Source organism: Streptomyces sp. NPDC047028 (assembly GCF_040644095.1).
In the GTDB taxonomy this organism is placed as follows: domain Bacteria; phylum Actinomycetota; class Actinomycetes; order Streptomycetales; family Streptomycetaceae; genus Streptomyces.
In genome coordinates, this window is sequence record NZ_JBEYVS010000001.1 from 391,105 (window position 1) to 408,971 (window position 17,867).

Consider the following 17,867-nt stretch of genomic DNA (forward strand, 5'->3'; position numbering starts at 1 on the left):
ACTGGGCCATCAATTCGCCGTATGAGCAAAGGACCGAGGGTTCCATGCGCAAGCTTCAGCAGGTCGTGATCGCAGCAGTGGCGGTCGCAGGCGGACTGTCCGCCGTGGGCGCCGCCCCCGCCATGGCGGACGGCTACGGCAGTGAGCCGCAGGCGACCACCACGTACCGCCCCTACCAGGAGTGCAGCCCGCAGACCGTGTCCGAGAACGACGTCCCGGTCCCCGTCCTCGGCTACGCCGGCACCGTGAACACCAATTGCCGCCAGTACAACATCGCCGGCTGAGTCCGGTCGCGTCATCCGGGCATCCCTACCAAGGAGAGCGCACCACATGTTCAGCAGGAAGAAGATCGCGGCCGTCTCGGGACTCGTCGGCGGCCTCGCCGCGTCCTGCCTGGGCCTCACTCCGGCGCACGCCGCCGCAGACCCGGGAACCTGTACGCGCGACCTCCTGGGCAACCTCAGCTGCACGCAGCGGATCAAGGGCGAGGTTCCCGAGGGTGGCAGCCTGCCGCACCAGGACACCTGCAAGCAGCAGCAGCCGGTGCGGGTGCCCGCCGTCCTGGGCAACGGCTCGGAGCTGTACGGCCCCACGGTGACCTGCAACCCCTCGACGGTGGGGGTCTCTCCCACGCAGCCCACGATGGGCGTCGCCCCGACGCAGCCCACGATGGGTGTGGCGCCGCTCAGGGCCGACGAGCCGGGCTGGGCCGGAGACGCGGCGATGCGCCCCATGGGCCGGATCCTTCCGGTGGAGGCACCCTGATTCCGCTCGGGGCACCGTAACTCCGTACGGCAGTCGGGGCATACGCGCCGCATGAGCGTGGCCAGATCCTCGGGAACTACGTTTTGTGTGTATATGCTCACACTAAGTAGTCAGGCCGGGCGTCCGCCCGGACACGAAAGGGTCTTTCCATGCGTAAGTTTCAGCGCGTTGCAGTCGTAGCGGCGGCCGTCGCGGGGATCTCCTTCCTCGGTGCCGGGGTCAGCTCCGCCGCCGGCGGCGAGGACGCGCCCCCGCAGATCACCGCTGTGGCCAACTCGACGGCCAACGCCGTGGCCACCGGCGGCGACTACCTCTACAACATGCCGGCGACCCAGCCGGAGATGCAGCCCGCGGCTCAGCCCGAGGAGCAGCAGGCCCAGCCCGAGGCGCAGCCGCAGGTGCAGGGCAACGCCGGTCCGGAGCAGGGCGGTTACGAGCAGAACCAGGGTGACCAGTAAGTACGCACCCAAGGCGGCCCGGACGCACGTCGACCCTGTCGGGGGCGGGCGTCCGGGCCGCGCCGCTGTCTGGACCTCTCCGGCCCGGGCGCACGGCCGGTGACGGCACGCGCGCCCGGGCTCCCTCGTACTCCCGACGGAACTCCCCAAACAACTCACGCCGCAAAGGAAGACAACTCATGTTCGCTACACGGAAGATCGCCACGGTCACCGGGCTCGTCGGAAGCCTCGCCGCGTTCTGTGTCGGCGCCGGACACGCGTACGCCGCCGGGTCCGCCGACGGCTGCGAGACCACCGCGCAGGGCGGCACCGTCTGTGTGCACAAGAGCGAGACCCTGCAGGACAAGGACGGCAAGCACGTCATCAGGCAGGCGCAGGACTGCTCCACGTCCGACCGCCCGCGCGTGGTGTTCCCCGACGACCGGCTGACGGACGGCGGCTCCACCAGCGTCGGCGAGCACATCGACTGCTCCAACACGGCCAAGCTGCCCAAGGGCTTCAAGAAGCCGCACATCGAGTGGTGAGCACCCGCGCGGACCGCCCGCACAGACGACGGTCCCCGGTGTCCCGACCACTGGTCGGAGCGCCGGGGACCGTCGTTCTTCGGCCCTGCGTGCCGTGCTTGCTCGTCCTACTTGAACGAGTTGTTGCAGCCCATGCTCGAACCCAGGGACGACTGCTGCGCACCCGCGTTGCCCTCGCCGTTCAGCAGGTTGCCGCCCAGGCCGTTGAGGATGCCGACCGCCCCGAGGATGTCGACGTTGCTGTCGTGCGACCGGCAGGTGCTGCTCTGCGTGATCTGGAATTCGTCACCGTGGCCCCCGCCCTGGCCGGCATAGGCGGTTCCGGCGCCCAGGAGGCCGAGGCTTCCGAACGCGGCCAGGAGAACGGCGGTGGTGCGGAGCTTGTGCATGTGATCTCCGGTGAAATGAGGTGGGTGCGATCTTTTGCGAAATCGCCAGCTGTGCCATAAAGGCTGATACGAAATTCTCGAAAATATCGTGCGACGCGCCGAAACCGATTGTTTTTCACTGGGTTTGACGGGTTCGGCAATTCCGGCGCACACAAATGGTCCCGGCACCCGGCCTTCGGCCCGGTGCCGGGACCATTCACCGTCCCGCGCCGCAGCGCCGGACAAGGTCTCAGAACGCGCTGTTGTTGCAGCCCATGGTCGAACCGAGGTTGGTGGCCTGGGCGCCCGGGTTGCCCTCGCCGTTCAGGGCGTTGCCCAGAACACCGTTCAGCAGGCCGACCTCGCCGAGCACGTCCAGGTTCAGGTCGTGCGACCGGCACTGGGAGCTCTGGGTGATGTTGAAGCGGTCGCCGTGGTCGCCGCCGTGCTCGCCGCCCATGCCGCCGGCGTAGGCGGTACCGCTGGCGAGCCCGATCGTGCCGAGGGTGGCGACGAGGACGGCGACGTTGCGAAGCTTGCGCATGTCATCTCCGAGGGAGTGAGTGGTGCGATCTGTGACAGATCGATGTTTTACAGACACGGGAGATTAGTAGGAAATACGCCAAAAACGGGCAGCGGCACGCCGCTCGGTCGGCGGCGCGTCAAAAACACCCCAATGTCGTATCGCACAGCGAACGGGCCTCTCGGCCGTGCATACCGAAAGGCCCGTGCACGACGGCGAATTGAGGCCGTCAGCCCTGGTACTGCGACTGTGACTGTGCGCTGGCGAAGGAGTTGGACTGGCTGTTCGCCTGCGTGCAGTCGACACCCCGGGTCTCGGCGGCGGCGAGCAGGGCCACCGGGACGTTGGCGCCGAGCAGGGTCTGCGGGCTGCACTCCTGGTAGGGGCGGAACAGGTTGGCCTGGCCGACGGGCCCGTTCTGCGCCGTCTGCTGCGCCGGCGCGGGCGAGGAGATCTGGGGGCTGATCTGCGGGTTCAGCTGGGGGTTGACCTGCGGGGCGACCTCGGTGCCGCGCGACTGCTCCGGGGCCGGCGTGCCGTACGACTGCACGCTCGCCTGCGCGTTGGTGGCCGAGGCCGCCTGGGCGTCCTGCTGCGAGACGGGAGTTGGCGCGGTGCCGGGATACAGGGGGGCGGCGGAGCCGGGGCCGGCGCCAACTCCGGCCAGACCACCGGCTGCTGCGACGATGAGCGCGACTTTCTGAAGCTTGCGCATGGAATCCTCGGCCCTTCATTGACCTGTGCGGGGAAACTGATGAAATGACTTATGAGGCAGCGCGGGTGGTGCTGTCGCCGTGGCCCTGAATGGCAAGGGCAGTGAAAGGCCGCGACGGACCATCGTCCTCGCCCCGTGGGGGAACGAGATCCGCGCGGACTCGGATACGGCCGCCGCGCCGTGGTCACCCGTTTGCCGCACGCCGTACGGGCGGCGACACGCGTCTTGAGGGTGGCAAACGGGTGATGGACGTTTGGGCGGCCGTGACCCCCGCCGGACAATCCTCGTTTCAGCGGGGAGAGGGCAGTGGACGCGGACCTGCGGAGAGTGACGCGGACGCTGTCGGCTCCCAGTCGACTTCCTCATTCAGGTACTGAAGGGCCGAGGGTTTCATGCGCAAGCTTCACAAGGCCGCGATCGTGCTGGCAGCGGCCAGTGGTCTGTCCGCCATCGGCGCCGGCGTCAGCCAGGCCGACGCCCCCGTGGGATATGGCGGTCCCGTGCCGGCGCCGGCTCCGGAGCAGCCGGCTCCCCTGGCCGCACCCCCGGCGCCCGCTCCCCAGCAGGCCGCCTACGCCGCCGGCTCCTCGCAGGGCACGGCCCGGGCCACGGCCGCCCCCGTCTACCAGCAGCCCGCGCCCGCGCCGCAGTACCAGCAGCCGGCCCCCGCCTACGGCCAGCCGCAGCCCGCGCCGGCCCCGCAGTACCAGCAGCCCGCACCCCAGTACCAGCAGCCGGCCCCCGCGCCGCAGTACCAGCAGCCCGCGCCCCAGTACGCTCCGGCGCCGCAGTACCCGCAGCAGACCGGGTACGCCGCCGCCTCGGCCTCCTCGCAGGGCACCGCCCAGGCCACCACGTCGCCGTACCCGCAGCAGCAGGCGGCGCCGGCCCCGCAGTACCAGCAGCCGGCCCCCGCCTACGGCCAGCCGCAGGCCGCGCCGGCGCAGGTCGTCCCGCAGGTCGTGCCCCAGGTCATGCCGCAGGTCGCCCCGCAGGTGGCCATGCCCCCCGGCCTCGCCCCCCAGTCGGGTCCGACGCAGGTCACCCCGCAGGTCAACCCCCAGCTGAACCCGCAGGTGAACCCGCTCATCAACCCGGTGCTGGGCCAGCCGAGCGTGCCGCAGCTCTCCCCGGTCGGCCTCGGCCAGATCGCGGCGCCTCCCGTCGGCCAGCTGGGCCTGCCCCGACTCGGCTGACAGGGGCCCCGCAACCCCCCGCTCCGCCCGCATCCCCTTTTCGACCAACCGCTCGACCAACGGAGAACCAATGCGCAAGCTCCACAAGGCAGTCCTCGTGGGCGCCGTCCTCGGCAGTGTCTGCTCCTTCGGCGCCGGCACCGCCCTCGCCCACGGAGAGCCGGGCCACGACATCGACGTCACGCAGGGCACCGAGTGCCGCTCGCACGACATGAACATCGAGGTCCTCGGCAGCGTCGGCGCCCTCACCGGCCTCGCGGGCAACGCCCTGAACGGCGAGGGCAACCCGGGCGCCCAGCAGAGCCACCTCGGCTCCGACATGGGCTGCAACAACGGCGCTTTCTGACCTCACCGGCTGACAAACCACCACTTTTTCGTTTCTTTTGCGTTTGACTGGGCGCGGGTGAGTGCCCGCGTCACGTCTGGAAGGGCAGGGAACCCATGAAACGGGCTACCCGAAACAGTTTGATCGCGATGGCCGTCGCCTCCGGTGCGATGGCGGTCGCGGGGCCGGCGCACGCCGACTCCGCCGCGGACGGCTCCGCGAACGGCTCGCCCGGGGTGCTCTCCGGCAACAATGTCCAGGTGCCGCTGGACGTCCCGGTCAACGTGTGCGGGAACACCGTGGACGTGGTCGGGCTGCTCAACCCCGCCATGGGCAACAGCTGCGCCAACCGCGGCGGCGACTCCGGCGGGGACAAGTCGTCCTCGGCGTCCGGGCAGCACGGCCCGTCGCGGGACCGGCACCACGGCTCCTCGGCGTCGGGACACCACGGTTCGCCGACGTCCAGGGACGGCGGTTCCTCCACGTCGGGCGGGGCCTCGGCCTCCGGTGTCACCGAGGACTCGCCGGGCATCCTCTCCGGCAACGGCCTCGAGCTCCCCATCCACCTGCCCGTGAACCTCAGCGGCAACAGCGTGAACGCGGTGGGCGTCGGCAACCCGGTCTTCGGCAACGAGTCCGTCAACGGCCCCGCCGACCAGCCCACCAAGTCGCGGGCCCACCACACCACCAAGGTTCACCGGACCACCGTCGTACGGGAGCGGACGGGCCCCATGCTCGCCCACACCGGAGCGGACAACCCCTGGGTCCCCGCCGCCGCGAGCCTCGCCTCCCTCACGGCCGGAGCGGTCCTCTACCGCCGCTTCCGCCCGAGGATCGCCCACCGCGAGGCGTAAGCCCCGGCCAGGGCAGCGGCCCCAAAGGGGCGCGGGGCTGTGTACATATGCGGCTCCGCCGCGTGGGCGCGACTAGCCACAGCGGCGCCGCAGACGCAGGACGACGCCAGAGGGCACCTCAGCGGAGCCCCCGGCACAGATCGCTCAACGCGGCCAGAGCGCCCCGCTGAAGCCCAGGCCCGAACGTAACCCGAGTGGCCCCGAGTTCGCCCAGCACGGCGAGCCCGGGGCCCTCGCCCCCCACCCGCGCCAGCATGTTCAGAGGCCCCGGGATCCCCTCCCGCAGCACCGGCAGCACCTCAGCGGGCGCGAGGATCGGATACACGCAGTCGGCCCCGGCAGCCACATAGGCCGCAGCCCGCTCGATCGCGTCCGCGGCATCCCCGTCACCGTGCACGAACACATCGACACGGGCGTTGACGAACAGCCGGTCACCAGCAACCTCACGCACCTCCGCGAGGAACTCGGCCTGCTCACGCGGGTCCTTCAGGACGCCCCCCGCACCCGAGTCCTCCAGGTTGCACCCCACGGCCCCCGTCTCCAGCAGCCGCTCGACGAGTTCCTTCGCGGGGAGGCCGTAGCCGCCCTCCACGTCCGCCGACACCGGTACGTCCACGGCCCGTACGATCCGGGCGACCGCCGCGAACATCTCGTCGGTCGGCGTCGACCCGTCCGCGTACCCGAGGGCGGCGGCCACGCCCGCGCTGGGCGTGGCCAGCGCGGGGAACCCCGCCTCGACGAAGGTACGGGCACTGGCCGCGTCCCACGGGCCCGGCAGCACGAGCGGATCGCCGGGAGCGCGCCCCAGGTGCAGCGCGCGGAAGACGTCCACCTCGCTCACGCGTGCTGCCCCGGCTGGTAGTGGCCCGGCGTCATCCGGGTGGTCACGCCGAACCGGTTCCAGGCGTTGATCACCGTGATCGCGGCGATCAGCTGGGCCAGCTCGGCCTCGTCGAACAGCTTGGCGGCCCGCTCGTACACCTCGTCCGGCACGAAGCCGTCGGTCAGGACGGTCACCGCCTCGGTCAGCTCGATCGCCGCCAGTTCCTTCTCGGTGTAGAAGTGCCGGGACTCCTCCCACGCGCTGAGCTGCACGATCCGCTCCACGCTCTCACCGGCCGCGAGCGCGTCCTTGGTGTGCATGTCCAGGCAGAAGGCGCAGTGGTTGAGCTGGGAGGCGCGGATCTTCACCAGCTCGTACAGCTTGGGGTCCTGGCCCTTCCTGACCGCCGCCTCCAGCCTGATCATCGCCTTGTAGACCTCGGGGGCGTGCTGGGCCCACTGCAGGCGGGGGGCGTGCTCGGGGGCGTATTCGACCGTTTCGTCAATGCTCATGCTCTCGACCCTACGAGCCAGGCTGCCCAGGGGTATGGTCCATTCCCATGGTGGAATCATGGGCCACTTTGGGTATCGACCTGCATCTCGAACCGTCCGGCGCGGGCGGGGTGCGCCGCGGCCTCACCGACGCGCTGCGGGACGCGGTCCGCACCGGCCGGCTCGCGCCCGGCACCCGGCTGCCGTCCTCCCGCGCCCTCGCCGTCGACCTGGGCATCGCCCGCAACACGGTCGCCGAGGCCTATGCCGACCTGGTCGCCGAGGGCTGGCTCACCGCCCGCCAGGGCTCGGGCACCCGGGTGCCCGAGCGGGCCGTGGTGCCTCCGGAGGCCGGCGCCCCCCGGCAGCGGGAACCCGCCCGCCCCACCCTCGACCTCATCCCGGGCACCCCCGACCTGGCGGCCTTCCCCCGCACCGAGTGGCTCAAGGCCGCCCGCCGAGCCCTGGCCACGGCCCCCTTCCACGCCCTCGGCTACGGCGATCCGCGCGGCCGGCCCGAACTGCGCACCGCCCTCGCCGGCTACCTCGCGCGCGCCCGGGGCGTCCGCGCCGACCCCGCGATGATCGTGATCACCGCCGGTTTCGCGCACGCCCTGCGCATCCTCGGCACGGTGCTGCGGGCGCGCGGGGCGCGGACGGTGGCGGTCGAGTCGTACGGCCTGGACGTCCACTGGTCCCTCCTGCGCGAGGCCGGCCTCAGTACCCCACCCCTCCCGTTCGACGAACTGGGCACGGACCCCCGCGCGTTGGACGACACGGCCGCGGCGGTCCTGCTCACCCCCGCCCACCAGTTCCCCATGGGCACCCCGCTCCACCCGGACCGGCGGGCGGCCGTCGTCGACTGGGCGCGGCGCACCGGCGGACTGGTCCTGGAGGACGACTACGACGGCGAGTTCCGCTACGACCGCCAGCCCGTCGGCGCCCTCCAGGGCCTGGACCCCGACCGGGTCGTCTACCTCGGCACCGCCAGCAAGTCCCTCGCGCCGGGCCTGCGCCTGGGCTGGATGGTGCTGCCGCCGTCCCTGGCCGCGGAGGCGCTCGCGGCGAAGGGCCGCATCGACACGTGCGGGGTCCTGGACCAGCTCACCCTGGCCGAGTTCCTCACGTCCGGCGCCTACGACCGCCACGTCCGCGCCTCCCGCCTGCGCTACCGCCGCCGCCGGGACGCCCTCACGGCGGCCGTGGCCGACACCGCCCCGTCCGTCACGGCGACGGGCATCGCCGCCGGCCTCCACGCCGTCCTCCGCCTGCCCCCCGGCACCGAACAGTCAGTGGTCCAAGCCGCCACCTGGCAGGGCCTCGCCCTCCACGGCCTCTCCCTCCACCGCCACCCCCAGTCCCACACCCCCCACTCCGACGCCCTGGTAGTCGGCTACGCCACCCCACCGGACAGCGCCTGGCCCACCACCCTGGAAGCGCTGTGCCGAGTCCTCCCATGACCACCACCGCACCACCCCAACGCCCCCGTAGGGGCGGGGAACTGCGCGATCAGCGGAAGACGCTCCGCACTGGTCGACGTACCCAGCCGTCCAGCGCCCCCGTAGGGCCGCGGGGAACTGCGCGATCAGCTGAAGGCGACCCGCACTCGCCGACGCACCCGGGGCCCCAACCCCTCAGGCGCCCTCGCCCCCCGAGGCAACTGGCACATCCGGGGCGGCCGGCGCCTCCGGGGCCTCGCCGAAGCGGGCCAGCGCCAATGCCCCCGCCACGGCGACGGCGAAGCCCAGGACGGCCAGCCAGCCCAGTCCCTCTCGCGTCCGGTCGCCGAGCCAGATCACGCCCACCGCTGCCGGGCCGATCGTCTCGCCGATGACCATGCCGGCGGTGGCCGTGGTCACCGAGCCCCGTTGCAGTGCTGAGGTGAGCAGGAGGAAGGCGGCGCCGCCGCCCACCAGCAGGGCGTACGACGCCGGGTTGGTGAGCAGGTCCACGGGGTGGAGGGAGTCGATCAGGCGGACCGCCACCTCGACCACGCCGAAGCCGAAGCCGGCGCCGAGCCCGAGCAGCAGGGCGCGCGTGCGGCCGGACAGCCGGCCGCCGACCGCGCCGAGGAGCAGCACGCCGACGGCCGCCGCGAGCATCGCGTAGCCGAGCCAGGACGGGCCGGACCGGTCGCCCTCGCCGCCCGACGCCAGACCCAGCATCGCCAGGCCCGCGCAGACGACCCCCACCGCGGCCCACTCCACCCCGCTCAGCCGTACCCGCAGCAGTCGCGCGGCGACCACCGCGGTCACCGCGAGGCTCGCCGCCAGGGCCGCGCCCACCGCGTAGATGGGGAGGGAGCGCAGCGCCGCGATCTGGAGCAGGAAGCCGAGGCCGTCCAGGGCCAGGCCCGCCAGGTAACGCCACTGGCGCAGTGCGCGCAAAAGGAGCGCGGCGTCCCCGCCGCCGTCGTCCGTCGTGGCCGCCTCCCGCGCGGCCACCGCCTGCAACACCGTCGCCGTACCGAAGCAGACCGCCGCGCCGAGCGCGCACACCATTCCGAAGAGCACGGGCTGACTGTAGGTGCCCGGTGCGCCGTGTACGTAATGCACGCAACCGTGACGCCCCCGCCGGGGTGGGGGAGAGTCACTGCCACTCCACCCCCACTCACCCCCAACTCCCCAGTGATCCAAGGACAAGGAGTCGTACACGTGCCGAAGACGTCATCGCGCCGTCCGGTGGTCCGCCGCGCCCTGGGTTCCACCCTCCTCGCCGCGGCCACGCTGCTCGCGGCGGCCCTGCCGGCGACGGCGGCCGCCCAGCATGGTGGTCCCGCTCTGTCGCACCGTTCGCCCGGCTGCGGCGAGAACCCCGGCCAGGCGGCCGGCACCTCCGCCGACCACACCCTGGTCTCCGGCGGCATCGAGCGCCGGTACCGCGTGCACCTGCCGGCCGGCTACCGCACGGGCCGCCCGCTGCCCGTCGTCCTCGCCTTCCACGGCCAGGGCCGCACCTCCGCCTACATGGAGGAGCTGACCGGCTTCGACGCGGTCGACGCCATCGCCGTGTACCCGCAGGGCGTCCCCGGCACCGAGAAGGGCAAGCCGTCCTGGCAGGGCGCCCCGTACTCGGCGCCCGGCGTGGACGACGTGCGCTTCGCCGGCGACCTGATCACCGCCCTGGAGCGGAACCTGTGCGTGGACGAGACCCGGGTGCACGCCGCCGGCAAGTCCAACGGCGGCGGCTTCACCGCGCTGCTCGCCTGCCGGATGCCGGAACGCATCGCGTCGTTCAGCATCGCCTCCGGTGCCTTCTATCCGCAGTCCGGACCGTGCGAACCCGGCGCCCCCGCCCCCGTGCTGGACTTCCACGGCCTCGCCGACACCACCATCCCGTACGACGGGAACCCCGCGAAGGGGCTGCCGGCCGTGCCGGACTGGCTGGCCGGCCGGGCCGCGCTCGCCGGGTGCGCGCCCGCGTCCCGGGACAGGGACCGCGCTGACGGCGTGACCGTGCGCACCTGGCGGCACTGCGACGGCCGCGGCGCCCTCGTCCACTACCGCGTCGCAGGCCTGGCCCACGACTGGCCGAGCACCAGCCCCAACCTCGACTCCGACCAGCCGGCCGTGCTCGACGCCACCCCGGTCATGTGGCAGTTCATGCGCCACCACCCGTTGCGGTCGCGCGCCGGAAGCTGAGGCACCGAAGGCACCGGCCCCCGCCGGACGGCGCCGCCCGCCGAGGCACTAGGCTCCCGGCACAGCAATCAGTACGCCGTTCGACGGGGGACAGCTTCACCATGGCAAACGCACGCCGGCAACTGCGTTCGGGGGCGGTCGTGCTCGGCAGCATGGGCCTGCTCGCCGCCGCCCTCACCGCCTGCTCCTCGCAGCCCGACAAGCGCTGCGTCGACCGGGACAGCTACCACTACGGCAAGGGCTACAAGGTCGTCGCCGACAAGAACTGCAAGTCCGTCAAGGCGGCCGTCAACGGCTCCTGGTACTACGGCGGCGACAAGGACGGCTCCTGGGTCTCGGGCGGCTCCTTCACCAAGCCCCGCAAGAACTCCGGCGGTTCCTCGGGCGGGCACGGCAGCGGCTACCACGGCTCCGTCAAGCGCGGCGGCTTCGGCGGCGGCCACGGCAGCTCCGGCGGCTGAACCGGCCACGCCCGCATGGAACGCCGTACGATCACCCCCCGCCCCGGCTGGCAGCAGACCGTCGAGGAGCAGGGGCTCGTCTACCCGCTCACCCGTCACCCCGACGGCACCCTCCGCCCGTACTGGGACGAGAGCGCCTACTACGTCTTCTCGCTCCCCGAGGTCGAGGCACTGGAGGAGACCGTCGAGGAACTGCACGCCATGTGCCTCGCGGCGGCCGGCCACCTCGTCGCCGAGGACCGCCTCGCCGACCTCGGCATCACCGACCCGCGGGTGGCGGACGCGGTCACCGAGGCCTGGCACCGCCGCGCCGAACTGCCGTCCCTGTACGGCCGTTTCGACCTCCGCTACGACGGCACCGGCCCGGCGAAGCTCCTGGAGTACAACGCCGACACCCCCACCTCGCTCGTCGAGGCGGCCTCACCGCAGTGGTTCTGGATGGAGGACCGCTTCCCCGGCGCCGACCAGTGGAACTCCCTGCACGAGCGCCTCGTCGACGCCTGGCGCGCACAGGCCGCGCTGCTCCCGCCCGGCAGCCCACTGCACTTCGCGCACTCCTCGGCCGACGAACTCGGCGAGGACCTGATGACGGTCGGCTATCTGAAGGAGACCGCCGAACAGGCCGGCCTCGACACCGACTGGCTCGCCATGGAGGAGATCGGCTGGGACAGCCTCTCCGGCCGCTTCGTGGACAACCGACTGCGGTTCATACGAGCGCTGTTCAAGCTGTACCCGTGGGAGTGGCTCACCACCGACGAGTTCGCCGGCCACGTCCTGGACACCCTGGACAACGGCGGCGGCACCGGCAGCACCCTGTGGATCGAGCCCGCCTGGAAGATGCTGCTGAGCAACAAGGCCCTGCTGGCCGTCCTCTGGGAGCTGTACCCCGGCCACCCGAACCTCCTCCCCGCCTACCTCGACGGCCCCCGCGAACTCGCCGGGACCACCGGCTACGTCGCCAAGCCGCTGCTCGGCCGGGAGGGCGCCGGGATCACCGTGCACGAGCCCGGCGAGGCCGGCGAGGCACGTGACTCCGCCGCACCCGGTGCCGTACGCGAAGAGCCCTGCTGCTACCAGCAGTTGGCGCCGCTTCCCGCCTTCGACGGCAACCACGTCCTGCTCGGCGCCTGGGTCGTCGGTAACGAGTCCGCCGGCCTCGGCATCCGCGAGTCCAGCGGCCTGATCACCGACGAGTACGCCCGCTTCCTGCCCCACGTGATCCTGTAGACCCACAGCTCCGCATCGCCAACGGGCCGACAGGGAAACCCCTCACACTTCGCGCAGTGCCTGGCAGCCGTGCGCGCGGATTCCCCAGACTCATGCGTCGGCGCCGCTCCCCACCCACGAGCGGCGCCGGCTCACCCCCGCATGAGGCGAAAGGAACTCCCGCCGTATGTACATACGAAGAGCCGCGAGACTCCTGACAGTCACCCTGGCCTGCGTATCCGCATCCGCCATCGCCCTGCCCGCCGCGACAGCGGCCCCGGCACCGCACGCCCACCCGCACGCCCACCCGCACGCCCGGCCCGCCCCGGCGGCCGGCCCCGACGCCTTCGCCAAGGCCACCTTCACCACCCACCCGTCGGCCGCCGTCCGCGACCGGGTCGTGGACCACGCGAGGAAGGCCCTCGCCGACCACTCCCACGCCGCCCACCAGGCGGCCGGCGACACCTTCTCCGTGCGCAACATGGTCGTCGACCACGACGGCTCCGCCTCCGTCCGCTTCGACCGGACGTACAAGGGCCTGCCGACCTACGGCGGCGACGTCGTCGTGCACCTCAAGAAGGACGGCACGTACGACTCGCTCGCCACCGGCTCCCGGACGACCGGGGCCGTGTCCACCAAGCCCGGACTCCCCGCCTCCCGCGCCGCCGAGGCCGCCAAGGCCGCCTTCCACGGGCACATCAAGTCCGTCTCCGGCTCGCACCTCGCCGTCCAGATGAACGGCACCCGCGCCACCCTGGTCTGGGAGACCGTCGTCAGCGGCGTACGGCCCGACCAGACACCCAGCAGGCTGCACGTCCTCGTGGACGCCAAGAGCGGCAAGGTCGTGCGGACCAGCGACGACATCGACACCTTCGTACCGGAGGGAGCCGGGCACGCCGATGGTCCGGCCGCCGCCCCGAAGGCCGTCACCCCGTCCGTCGCCGCCAACGGCCAGTCCCTCTACAGCGGCCGGGTCTCCCTCGACGTCACCCAGTCCGGCGGCGGCTACTCCATGCAGGACCCCGCGCACGGCAACGGCTACACCACCAACCTCAACCACGCCACCAGCGGCACCGGTTCCGTCTTCACCAGCTCCACCGGCACCTTCGGCAACGGCTCCACCAGCGACCCCGCGTCCGCCGGTGTCGACGCCCACTACGGCGCGGCCATGACGTTCGACTACTACAAGAACGTCCAGGGCCGCAACGGCATCTTCGGCGACGGCCGGGGCGTGCCCTCCCGCACCCACTACGGCAACGCCTACGTCAACGCCTTCTGGGACGGCTCCCAGATGACCTACGGCGACGGCCAGGGCAACGCCCGGCCGCTCGTCGAACTCGACGTCGCCGGGCACGAGATGAGCCACGGTGTCAGCGGCGCGCTCACCGGCTGGGACGAGACCGGCGAGACCGGCGGCATGAACGAGGGCACCAGCGACATCTTCGGCACCATGGTCGAGTTCTACGCGAACAACCCGGTCGACACCCCCGACTACACCATGGGCGAACTCATCAACATCAGCGGCGACAACCGTCCGCTGCGCTACATGTACAACCCCTCGTTGGACGGCAGTTCGCCCAACTGCTGGAACAGCGGCAACGGCAGCCTCGACCCGCACTACTCGATGGGCCCGCTGAACCACTGGTTCTTCCTGCTGGCCGTCGGCAGCGGCAACCACGGCTACGGCAACAGCCCGACCTGCGACAACTCCACCGTCAACGGCATCGGCAACGACAAAGCCGCCAAGATCTGGTACAAGGCCCTCGCGTCCTACGCCAACAGCAGCGAGAACTACCACCAGGCCCGCATCGACTCGCTGCGCGCCGCCGCCGACCTGTACGGCGCGCACTGCACCGAGTACAACACGGTGAACGCCGCCTGGGCGGCCGTCAGCGTCACCGGCAACGACCCGGTCCCCGGCACCTGCGGCACCCAGCCGGGCGGCTCCCCGACGGTGACCAGTCCCGGCAACCAGACCTCCGCCGTCGGCACCGCCGTCTCCCTGCAGATCCAGGCGAGCGACCCCGGCGGCGAGTCGCTGAGCTACAGCGCGACCGGCCTGCCCGCCGGGCTGTCCATCAGCTCCTCCACCGGCCGGATCACGGGCACCCCGACCGCCGAGGGCACCTCGTCCGTGACCGTCACCGCGAAGAACACCGACGGCGCCACCGGTACGGCCTCCTTCACCTGGACCGTCAACGGCAGCGGCACCCCGCCCCAGGGCTGCGGCAACCTGCCGGCCTGGAGCGCGAGCACCGCGTACGTGCCCGGTGACGAGGTGTCGTACAACGGCCACAAGTGGTCCTCCACCTGGTACTCCACCGGCGCCGAACCGGACGCGCCCGGCTCCTGGGCCGTCTGGAGCGACGAGGGGGCCTGCTGACCACCTGAAAACCCGCAACACCCAGGTACGACCGGGCCGTTGACCTCCCCGCCGACGGCCCGGCCGGCCTGCCCGGCAGCCTCCCGGCCGCCCCCGCGATTGGTCTTGACCTTTCCCCGGGGGCGGTCCTACATTCGGCGCGGCAGAGCCGTGCCGGGGCGGGTTCACGACCGGGACCCGCGGGGTGCACGAGGCCGTGTCCAGGCGGGCACGAGGCCGTGTCCGAGGGGGCCTGCGATGACCGAGCCGTCCACGCTGCCGGCGCAGCGCGCCGAGCCTCCCGCACCGCCCGTCGTCGGCCACGGCGCCCTGCACGACACCGCGCGCGCCCACCTGACCGGCCACGGCGGAGTCCTCCTCACCGGGCCGCCCGGCATCGGCAGGACCACCCTCGTCTCCCGGCTCGCCGCCGACCTCGCCGCCCGCGGCCACCGGGTCCTGCGCTGCTCACCCTCCCCGGCCGACCGCGACACCCCCTTCCTCGGCCTCATCGACCTGCTCACCCCCGTCGGCGACGACACCCTCGCCGGTCTCGCCCCGTACGAGCGGGCCGTACTCGAATCGGCCCTGCTCCGCAGCACCCCACAACCGACCCCGGCCACCGCGTCGCTCGGCGGGCGTGACGCGCTCGTCCTGCGGATTGCCGTCCGCAAGACCCTCGCCCTGCTGGCCGCCGACCACCCGGTCCTGCTCGTCGTCGACGACGCCCAGTGGCTCGACCCGCCCACCGCCGGCGTCCTGCGGTTCCTCGCCGCGCACGGCGGACCGGGCCCCGGCCCCGCCGTCCTGGCCGCACTGCACACCGGCGTCCCCGGGCACGAGGAGCCGTACGCCGGCTCCGTCCAGCCGCAGGACCTGTGCCCGCAGCCTGTACGCCGCGTGCCCGTGCCCCCGCTGACCGCCCACGAGATCGCCGACCTCCTGGAAGCCCACGACCAGCCCACATGGCCCCGCCCCCTGATCGCCCGCCTGCACCAGGCGAGCGGCGGCAACCCGCGCACCGCGCTGGAACTCGGCGCCGCGCTCGACGAACGCGTCCGCACCGAGGGCGCCGACCCGCCCCACGCCGAGGACCCCCTCCCCGTACCCGACTCCCTGCGCCGCCCCGTCCTCGACCGCGTCGCCGCCCTCCCCGCCGGCGCCCGCCGGACCCTGCTCACCGCCGCGGCCGCCGCCCGCCCCACCGTCGACCTGCTGCGACGGGCCGGCTGCCGGCAGGCCCCGGCCGACGTCGACACCTGCGTACGACGCGGACTGCTGCAGACCGGCGACCACGGCGTCCTGCGGTTCCCGGACCCGCTGACCCCGCTGGTCCTGCACGCCGACACCCCCTACGACCAGCTCATGGACGCCCACCGCGCACTGGCCGACGCCGCCACCGACCCCGTCGAACGCGCCCACCACCTCGCCCGCCTCACCGCCGGCCCCGACCCCGCCGTGGCGGCCCGCCTCGCCGACGCCGCCACCGCCGCCCGGCGCCGCGGCGCCCCCGGCACCGCCGCCCGCCTCGGGCGTCTCGCCGCCGACCACACGCCCGTCGGCGAGAGCCACGCCGACACCGACCGTCGGCTCACCGCCGCCGAGGACGGACTCGACGCCGGGGACTTCGACTTCGCTCGCCAACTCGCCCACGAGGTCCTCGGCGACGCCGACCGGCCAGCCGACCGGGTCCGCGCCTGGAACATCGTCATCGACTCCTGCGGCCAGGCCATGGCCGAGATCTCCACCGTCTTCCACGAGGCCGTCCGCGACGCCGGCCGCGACCCCGCGCTGCTCGCCCCGCTGCACTACCGGATGAGCTGGCGTGAATGGATGGTCGGCGGCTCCGCCGCCCGCGCCCACGGGCACGCCGTCCGCGCCGCCGCGCTCGCCGCCCGCACCGGCGACCGCCGCACCGAACTCATGGCACTCACCCAGCAGGCCGCCCTCGAACTCTTCCTCGGCCTGCCCGAGGCCGAGACCACCCTGGCCGCCGCCCTCAGCGCACCGCACGACGCCCACGCCATGGCCCACCACAACGGCCCCCTCTACCTCAAGCACCGCTTCCACCTCGTCCATGACGAACTCGACGAGGCGAGAGCCGAACTCCGTACCCTCGTCTACCGGTTGCGGCAGCGCGGCTCCGCCGACAGCCTCAGCCAGTGCCTGCTCGGCCTCGCCCAGGTCGAGATCTGGCGCGGCCGCTGCCGCCCGGCCCTCACCATCGCCCGGCAGAGCCTGCGTATCGCCGAACAGGCCGGACTCAGCCAGGGGCCCTCCTGGTACGGCGTCTCCCTCGCCGAGACCGCGGGCGGCACCCTCGGCCAGGCCCTCGCGGCCGCCGAGGCCGCCCGCCGGCACAGCGAGGACGACGACGACCGGCTCTTCCTGCCCCGCGCCCTGCACGCCGAGGGCCGCATCCGGCTGTTCGGCGGACAGGCCCACCAGGCCGCCGAACTACTCCGCCAGGCAGCCGAGTCGGAGACCGCGCAGGGCCAGCAGGACCCGGCGACCCGGCGCTGGCACGCCGACCTCGCCGAAGCCCTCGCCGGCAGCGGCGCCACCGACGAGGCCGAAGCCGTCATCGCCCGCGCCCGCGGCCAGGCCGAACGGCTCGGCCGCCCCGGCGTCCTCGCCACCCTCGCCCGCGCCGCGGCCGTCGTCAGCGAGGCCCGCGGCGAACCCGGCCGGGCCGCCGCCGGGTTCGAGGACGCCGCGGCCCGGCTGCGCGCCGCCGGGTACCCCCTGGAGGAGGCCCGCGCCCGCGTGGCCCTCGGCAGGGTCCGCCGCAGCCTCGGCGACGAGGTCGCCGCGCACGCGGCCTTCGCCGACGCGCTGCGCATCTTCACCAAGGCCGGCGCCCGCACCTGGATCTCCGTGACCCGCGCCGAACGCGACAGGTCCGGCGCCGACGACCCGCTCCGCCTCCCCGAGACCGGCTCCGGCTCCTGGTCCGAGGGCCTCAGCGCCACCGAACGCAGCGTCGCCGCCCGCGTCGCCCAGGGCGCCACCAACCGCGAGATCGCCACGGGCCTGATGCTCAGCGTCAAGACCGTCGAGGCGGCCCTCACCCGCGCCTACCGCAAACTCGGCGTCAAGTCCCGCGTCGAACTCACCCGCACCCTCATGACCCGCCCGACCGGCTGAGACGCCAT

19 protein-coding genes are annotated in these 17,867 nt (G+C 73.0%); 13 read left to right on the plus strand and 6 right to left on the minus strand.

Annotation, left to right across the window (positions count from 1 at the left end; all coding sequences use genetic code 11):
• Positions 1 to 44: 44 nt before the first annotated feature.
• The 4 genes from ABZ854_RS01790 (at position 45) to ABZ854_RS01805 (ending at position 1,747) form a co-directional block, all read left to right on the plus strand.
• A complete protein-coding gene (locus ABZ854_RS01790) occupies positions 45 to 284 on the plus strand; it encodes a hypothetical protein (protein WP_361202591.1) in 240 nt (79 codons plus the stop codon).
• Between the two features lie 46 nt (positions 285 to 330).
• Entirely contained in the window at positions 331 to 765 is a 435-nt protein-coding gene (locus tag ABZ854_RS01795) for a hypothetical protein (protein ID WP_361202594.1), read from the plus strand.
• A 149-nt stretch (positions 766 to 914) separates the two neighbouring features.
• Positions 915 to 1,223 carry a hypothetical protein gene (locus tag ABZ854_RS01800; RefSeq protein ID WP_361202597.1) on the plus strand — a complete coding sequence of 103 codons (309 nt, stop codon included), beginning with the start codon at positions 915 to 917 and terminating at the stop codon, positions 1,221 to 1,223.
• Between the two features lie 179 nt (positions 1,224 to 1,402).
• Positions 1,403 to 1,747, plus strand: a complete 345-nt coding sequence (locus tag ABZ854_RS01805; RefSeq protein WP_361202600.1) for a hypothetical protein — start codon at positions 1,403 to 1,405, stop codon at positions 1,745 to 1,747.
• 107 nt (positions 1,748 to 1,854) lie between these two features.
• Here ABZ854_RS01805 and ABZ854_RS01810 read toward each other — a convergent pair whose 3' ends face one another.
• The 3 genes from ABZ854_RS01810 to ABZ854_RS01820 all read right to left on the minus strand — a co-directional run bounded on the left by ABZ854_RS01810 (position 1,855) and on the right by ABZ854_RS01820 (position 3,353).
• A complete protein-coding gene (locus tag ABZ854_RS01810; RefSeq protein ID WP_361202603.1) occupies positions 1,855 to 2,136 on the minus strand; it encodes a hypothetical protein in 282 nt (93 codons plus the stop codon).
• 229 nt (positions 2,137 to 2,365) lie between these two features.
• On the minus strand, positions 2,366 to 2,659 hold the full coding sequence (locus tag ABZ854_RS01815; RefSeq protein WP_129307274.1) for a hypothetical protein: 294 nt from the start codon (positions 2,657 to 2,659) through the stop codon (positions 2,366 to 2,368).
• A gap of 208 nt (positions 2,660 to 2,867) precedes the next feature.
• A complete protein-coding gene (locus ABZ854_RS01820) occupies positions 2,868 to 3,353 on the minus strand; it encodes a hypothetical protein (protein ID WP_361202608.1) in 486 nt (161 codons plus the stop codon).
• Between the two features lie 392 nt (positions 3,354 to 3,745).
• Here ABZ854_RS01820 and ABZ854_RS01825 point away from each other — a divergent pair, with 392 nt between their 5' ends.
• The 3 genes from ABZ854_RS01825 (at position 3,746) to ABZ854_RS01835 (ending at position 5,728) form a co-directional block, all read left to right on the plus strand.
• A complete protein-coding gene (locus tag ABZ854_RS01825) occupies positions 3,746 to 4,549 on the plus strand; it encodes a hypothetical protein (RefSeq protein ID WP_361202611.1) in 804 nt (267 codons plus the stop codon).
• A 70-nt stretch (positions 4,550 to 4,619) separates the two neighbouring features.
• On the plus strand, positions 4,620 to 4,895 hold the full coding sequence (locus ABZ854_RS01830) for a hypothetical protein (RefSeq protein WP_361202614.1): 276 nt from the start codon (positions 4,620 to 4,622) through the stop codon (positions 4,893 to 4,895).
• Between the two features lie 128 nt (positions 4,896 to 5,023).
• Entirely contained in the window at positions 5,024 to 5,728 is a 705-nt protein-coding gene (locus ABZ854_RS01835; RefSeq protein ID WP_361202617.1) for a chaplin, read from the plus strand.
• 118 nt (positions 5,729 to 5,846) lie between these two features.
• Here the strand turns inward: ABZ854_RS01835 and ABZ854_RS01840 are convergent, their stop codons facing one another.
• Both ABZ854_RS01840 and ABZ854_RS01845 read right to left on the minus strand, forming a co-directional pair.
• Positions 5,847 to 6,569, minus strand: coding sequence for an isocitrate lyase/phosphoenolpyruvate mutase family protein (locus tag ABZ854_RS01840; protein ID WP_361202620.1), 723 nt, complete (start codon positions 6,567 to 6,569; stop codon positions 5,847 to 5,849).
• Positions 6,566 to 7,063 (minus strand): carboxymuconolactone decarboxylase family protein, encoded by a 498-nt coding sequence (locus ABZ854_RS01845; protein WP_361202623.1) that lies wholly within the window; start codon positions 7,061 to 7,063, stop codon positions 6,566 to 6,568. The genes ABZ854_RS01840 and ABZ854_RS01845 overlap by 4 nt, the downstream gene beginning before the upstream one ends.
• 47 nt (positions 7,064 to 7,110) lie before the next feature.
• Here ABZ854_RS01845 and ABZ854_RS01850 point away from each other — a divergent pair, with 47 nt between their 5' ends.
• Positions 7,111 to 8,502: a PLP-dependent aminotransferase family protein gene (locus ABZ854_RS01850; protein WP_361202626.1), complete on the plus strand. Its 1,392-nt coding sequence runs from the start codon at positions 7,111 to 7,113 to the stop codon at positions 8,500 to 8,502.
• Between the two features lie 174 nt (positions 8,503 to 8,676).
• On the opposite strand, the gene ABZ854_RS01855 is transcribed toward ABZ854_RS01850, so the two are convergent.
• Positions 8,677 to 9,543, minus strand: coding sequence for a DMT family transporter (locus tag ABZ854_RS01855; protein WP_361202804.1), 867 nt, complete (start codon positions 9,541 to 9,543; stop codon positions 8,677 to 8,679).
• Between the two features lie 153 nt (positions 9,544 to 9,696).
• Between ABZ854_RS01855 and ABZ854_RS01860 the strand changes: the two genes are divergently transcribed.
• From ABZ854_RS01860 to ABZ854_RS01880, 5 genes are all read left to right on the plus strand, one after another.
• Entirely contained in the window at positions 9,697 to 10,683 is a 987-nt protein-coding gene (locus tag ABZ854_RS01860) for a ferulic acid esterase (RefSeq protein ID WP_361202629.1), read from the plus strand.
• A 101-nt stretch (positions 10,684 to 10,784) separates the two neighbouring features.
• Positions 10,785 to 11,144 carry a hypothetical protein gene (locus ABZ854_RS01865; protein WP_361202632.1) on the plus strand — a complete coding sequence of 120 codons (360 nt, stop codon included), beginning with the start codon at positions 10,785 to 10,787 and terminating at the stop codon, positions 11,142 to 11,144.
• A gap of 15 nt (positions 11,145 to 11,159) precedes the next feature.
• Entirely contained in the window at positions 11,160 to 12,371 is a 1,212-nt protein-coding gene (locus tag ABZ854_RS01870) for a glutathionylspermidine synthase family protein (RefSeq protein WP_361202635.1), read from the plus strand.
• Between the two features lie 166 nt (positions 12,372 to 12,537).
• Positions 12,538 to 14,733 carry a M4 family metallopeptidase gene (locus ABZ854_RS01875; RefSeq protein ID WP_361202638.1) on the plus strand — a complete coding sequence of 732 codons (2,196 nt, stop codon included), beginning with the start codon at positions 12,538 to 12,540 and terminating at the stop codon, positions 14,731 to 14,733.
• A 237-nt stretch (positions 14,734 to 14,970) separates the two neighbouring features.
• On the plus strand, positions 14,971 to 17,859 hold the full coding sequence (locus ABZ854_RS01880; RefSeq protein WP_361202641.1) for a LuxR family transcriptional regulator: 2,889 nt from the start codon (positions 14,971 to 14,973) through the stop codon (positions 17,857 to 17,859).
• The last annotated feature ends 8 nt before the right edge of the window (positions 17,860 to 17,867 follow it).

Bases quoted from the DNA above. Each gene is read 5' to 3' on its own strand.
- ABZ854_RS01795 (WP_361202594.1), top strand. From the start codon at position 331: ATGTTCAGCAGGAAGAAGATCGCGGCCGTCTCGGGACTCGTCGGCGGC.
- ABZ854_RS01820 (WP_361202608.1), bottom strand. From the start codon at position 3,353: ATGCGCAAGCTTCAGAAAGTCGCGCTCATCGTCGCAGCAGCCGGTGGT.
- ABZ854_RS01830 (WP_361202614.1), top strand. From the start codon at position 4,620: ATGCGCAAGCTCCACAAGGCAGTCCTCGTGGGCGCCGTCCTCGGCAGT.
- ABZ854_RS01790 (WP_361202591.1), top strand. From the start codon at position 45: ATGCGCAAGCTTCAGCAGGTCGTGATCGCAGCAGTGGCGGTCGCAGGC.
- ABZ854_RS01880 (WP_361202641.1), top strand. From the start codon at position 14,971: ATGACCGAGCCGTCCACGCTGCCGGCGCAGCGCGCCGAGCCTCCCGCA.
- ABZ854_RS01855 (WP_361202804.1), bottom strand. From the start codon at position 9,543: ATGGTGTGCGCGCTCGGCGCGGCGGTCTGCTTCGGTACGGCGACGGTG.
- ABZ854_RS01800 (WP_361202597.1), top strand. From the start codon at position 915: ATGCGTAAGTTTCAGCGCGTTGCAGTCGTAGCGGCGGCCGTCGCGGGG.
- ABZ854_RS01845 (WP_361202623.1), bottom strand. From the start codon at position 7,063: ATGAGCATTGACGAAACGGTCGAATACGCCCCCGAGCACGCCCCCCGC.
- ABZ854_RS01865 (WP_361202632.1), top strand. From the start codon at position 10,785: ATGGCAAACGCACGCCGGCAACTGCGTTCGGGGGCGGTCGTGCTCGGC.
- ABZ854_RS01875 (WP_361202638.1), top strand. From the start codon at position 12,538: ATGTACATACGAAGAGCCGCGAGACTCCTGACAGTCACCCTGGCCTGC.
- ABZ854_RS01825 (WP_361202611.1), top strand. From the start codon at position 3,746: ATGCGCAAGCTTCACAAGGCCGCGATCGTGCTGGCAGCGGCCAGTGGT.
- ABZ854_RS01835 (WP_361202617.1), top strand. From the start codon at position 5,024: ATGGCCGTCGCCTCCGGTGCGATGGCGGTCGCGGGGCCGGCGCACGCC.
- ABZ854_RS01810 (WP_361202603.1), bottom strand. From the start codon at position 2,136: ATGCACAAGCTCCGCACCACCGCCGTTCTCCTGGCCGCGTTCGGAAGC.
- ABZ854_RS01815 (WP_129307274.1), bottom strand. From the start codon at position 2,659: ATGCGCAAGCTTCGCAACGTCGCCGTCCTCGTCGCCACCCTCGGCACG.
- ABZ854_RS01850 (WP_361202626.1), top strand. From the start codon at position 7,111: ATGGTGGAATCATGGGCCACTTTGGGTATCGACCTGCATCTCGAACCG.
- ABZ854_RS01805 (WP_361202600.1), top strand. From the start codon at position 1,403: ATGTTCGCTACACGGAAGATCGCCACGGTCACCGGGCTCGTCGGAAGC.
- ABZ854_RS01870 (WP_361202635.1), top strand. From the start codon at position 11,160: ATGGAACGCCGTACGATCACCCCCCGCCCCGGCTGGCAGCAGACCGTC.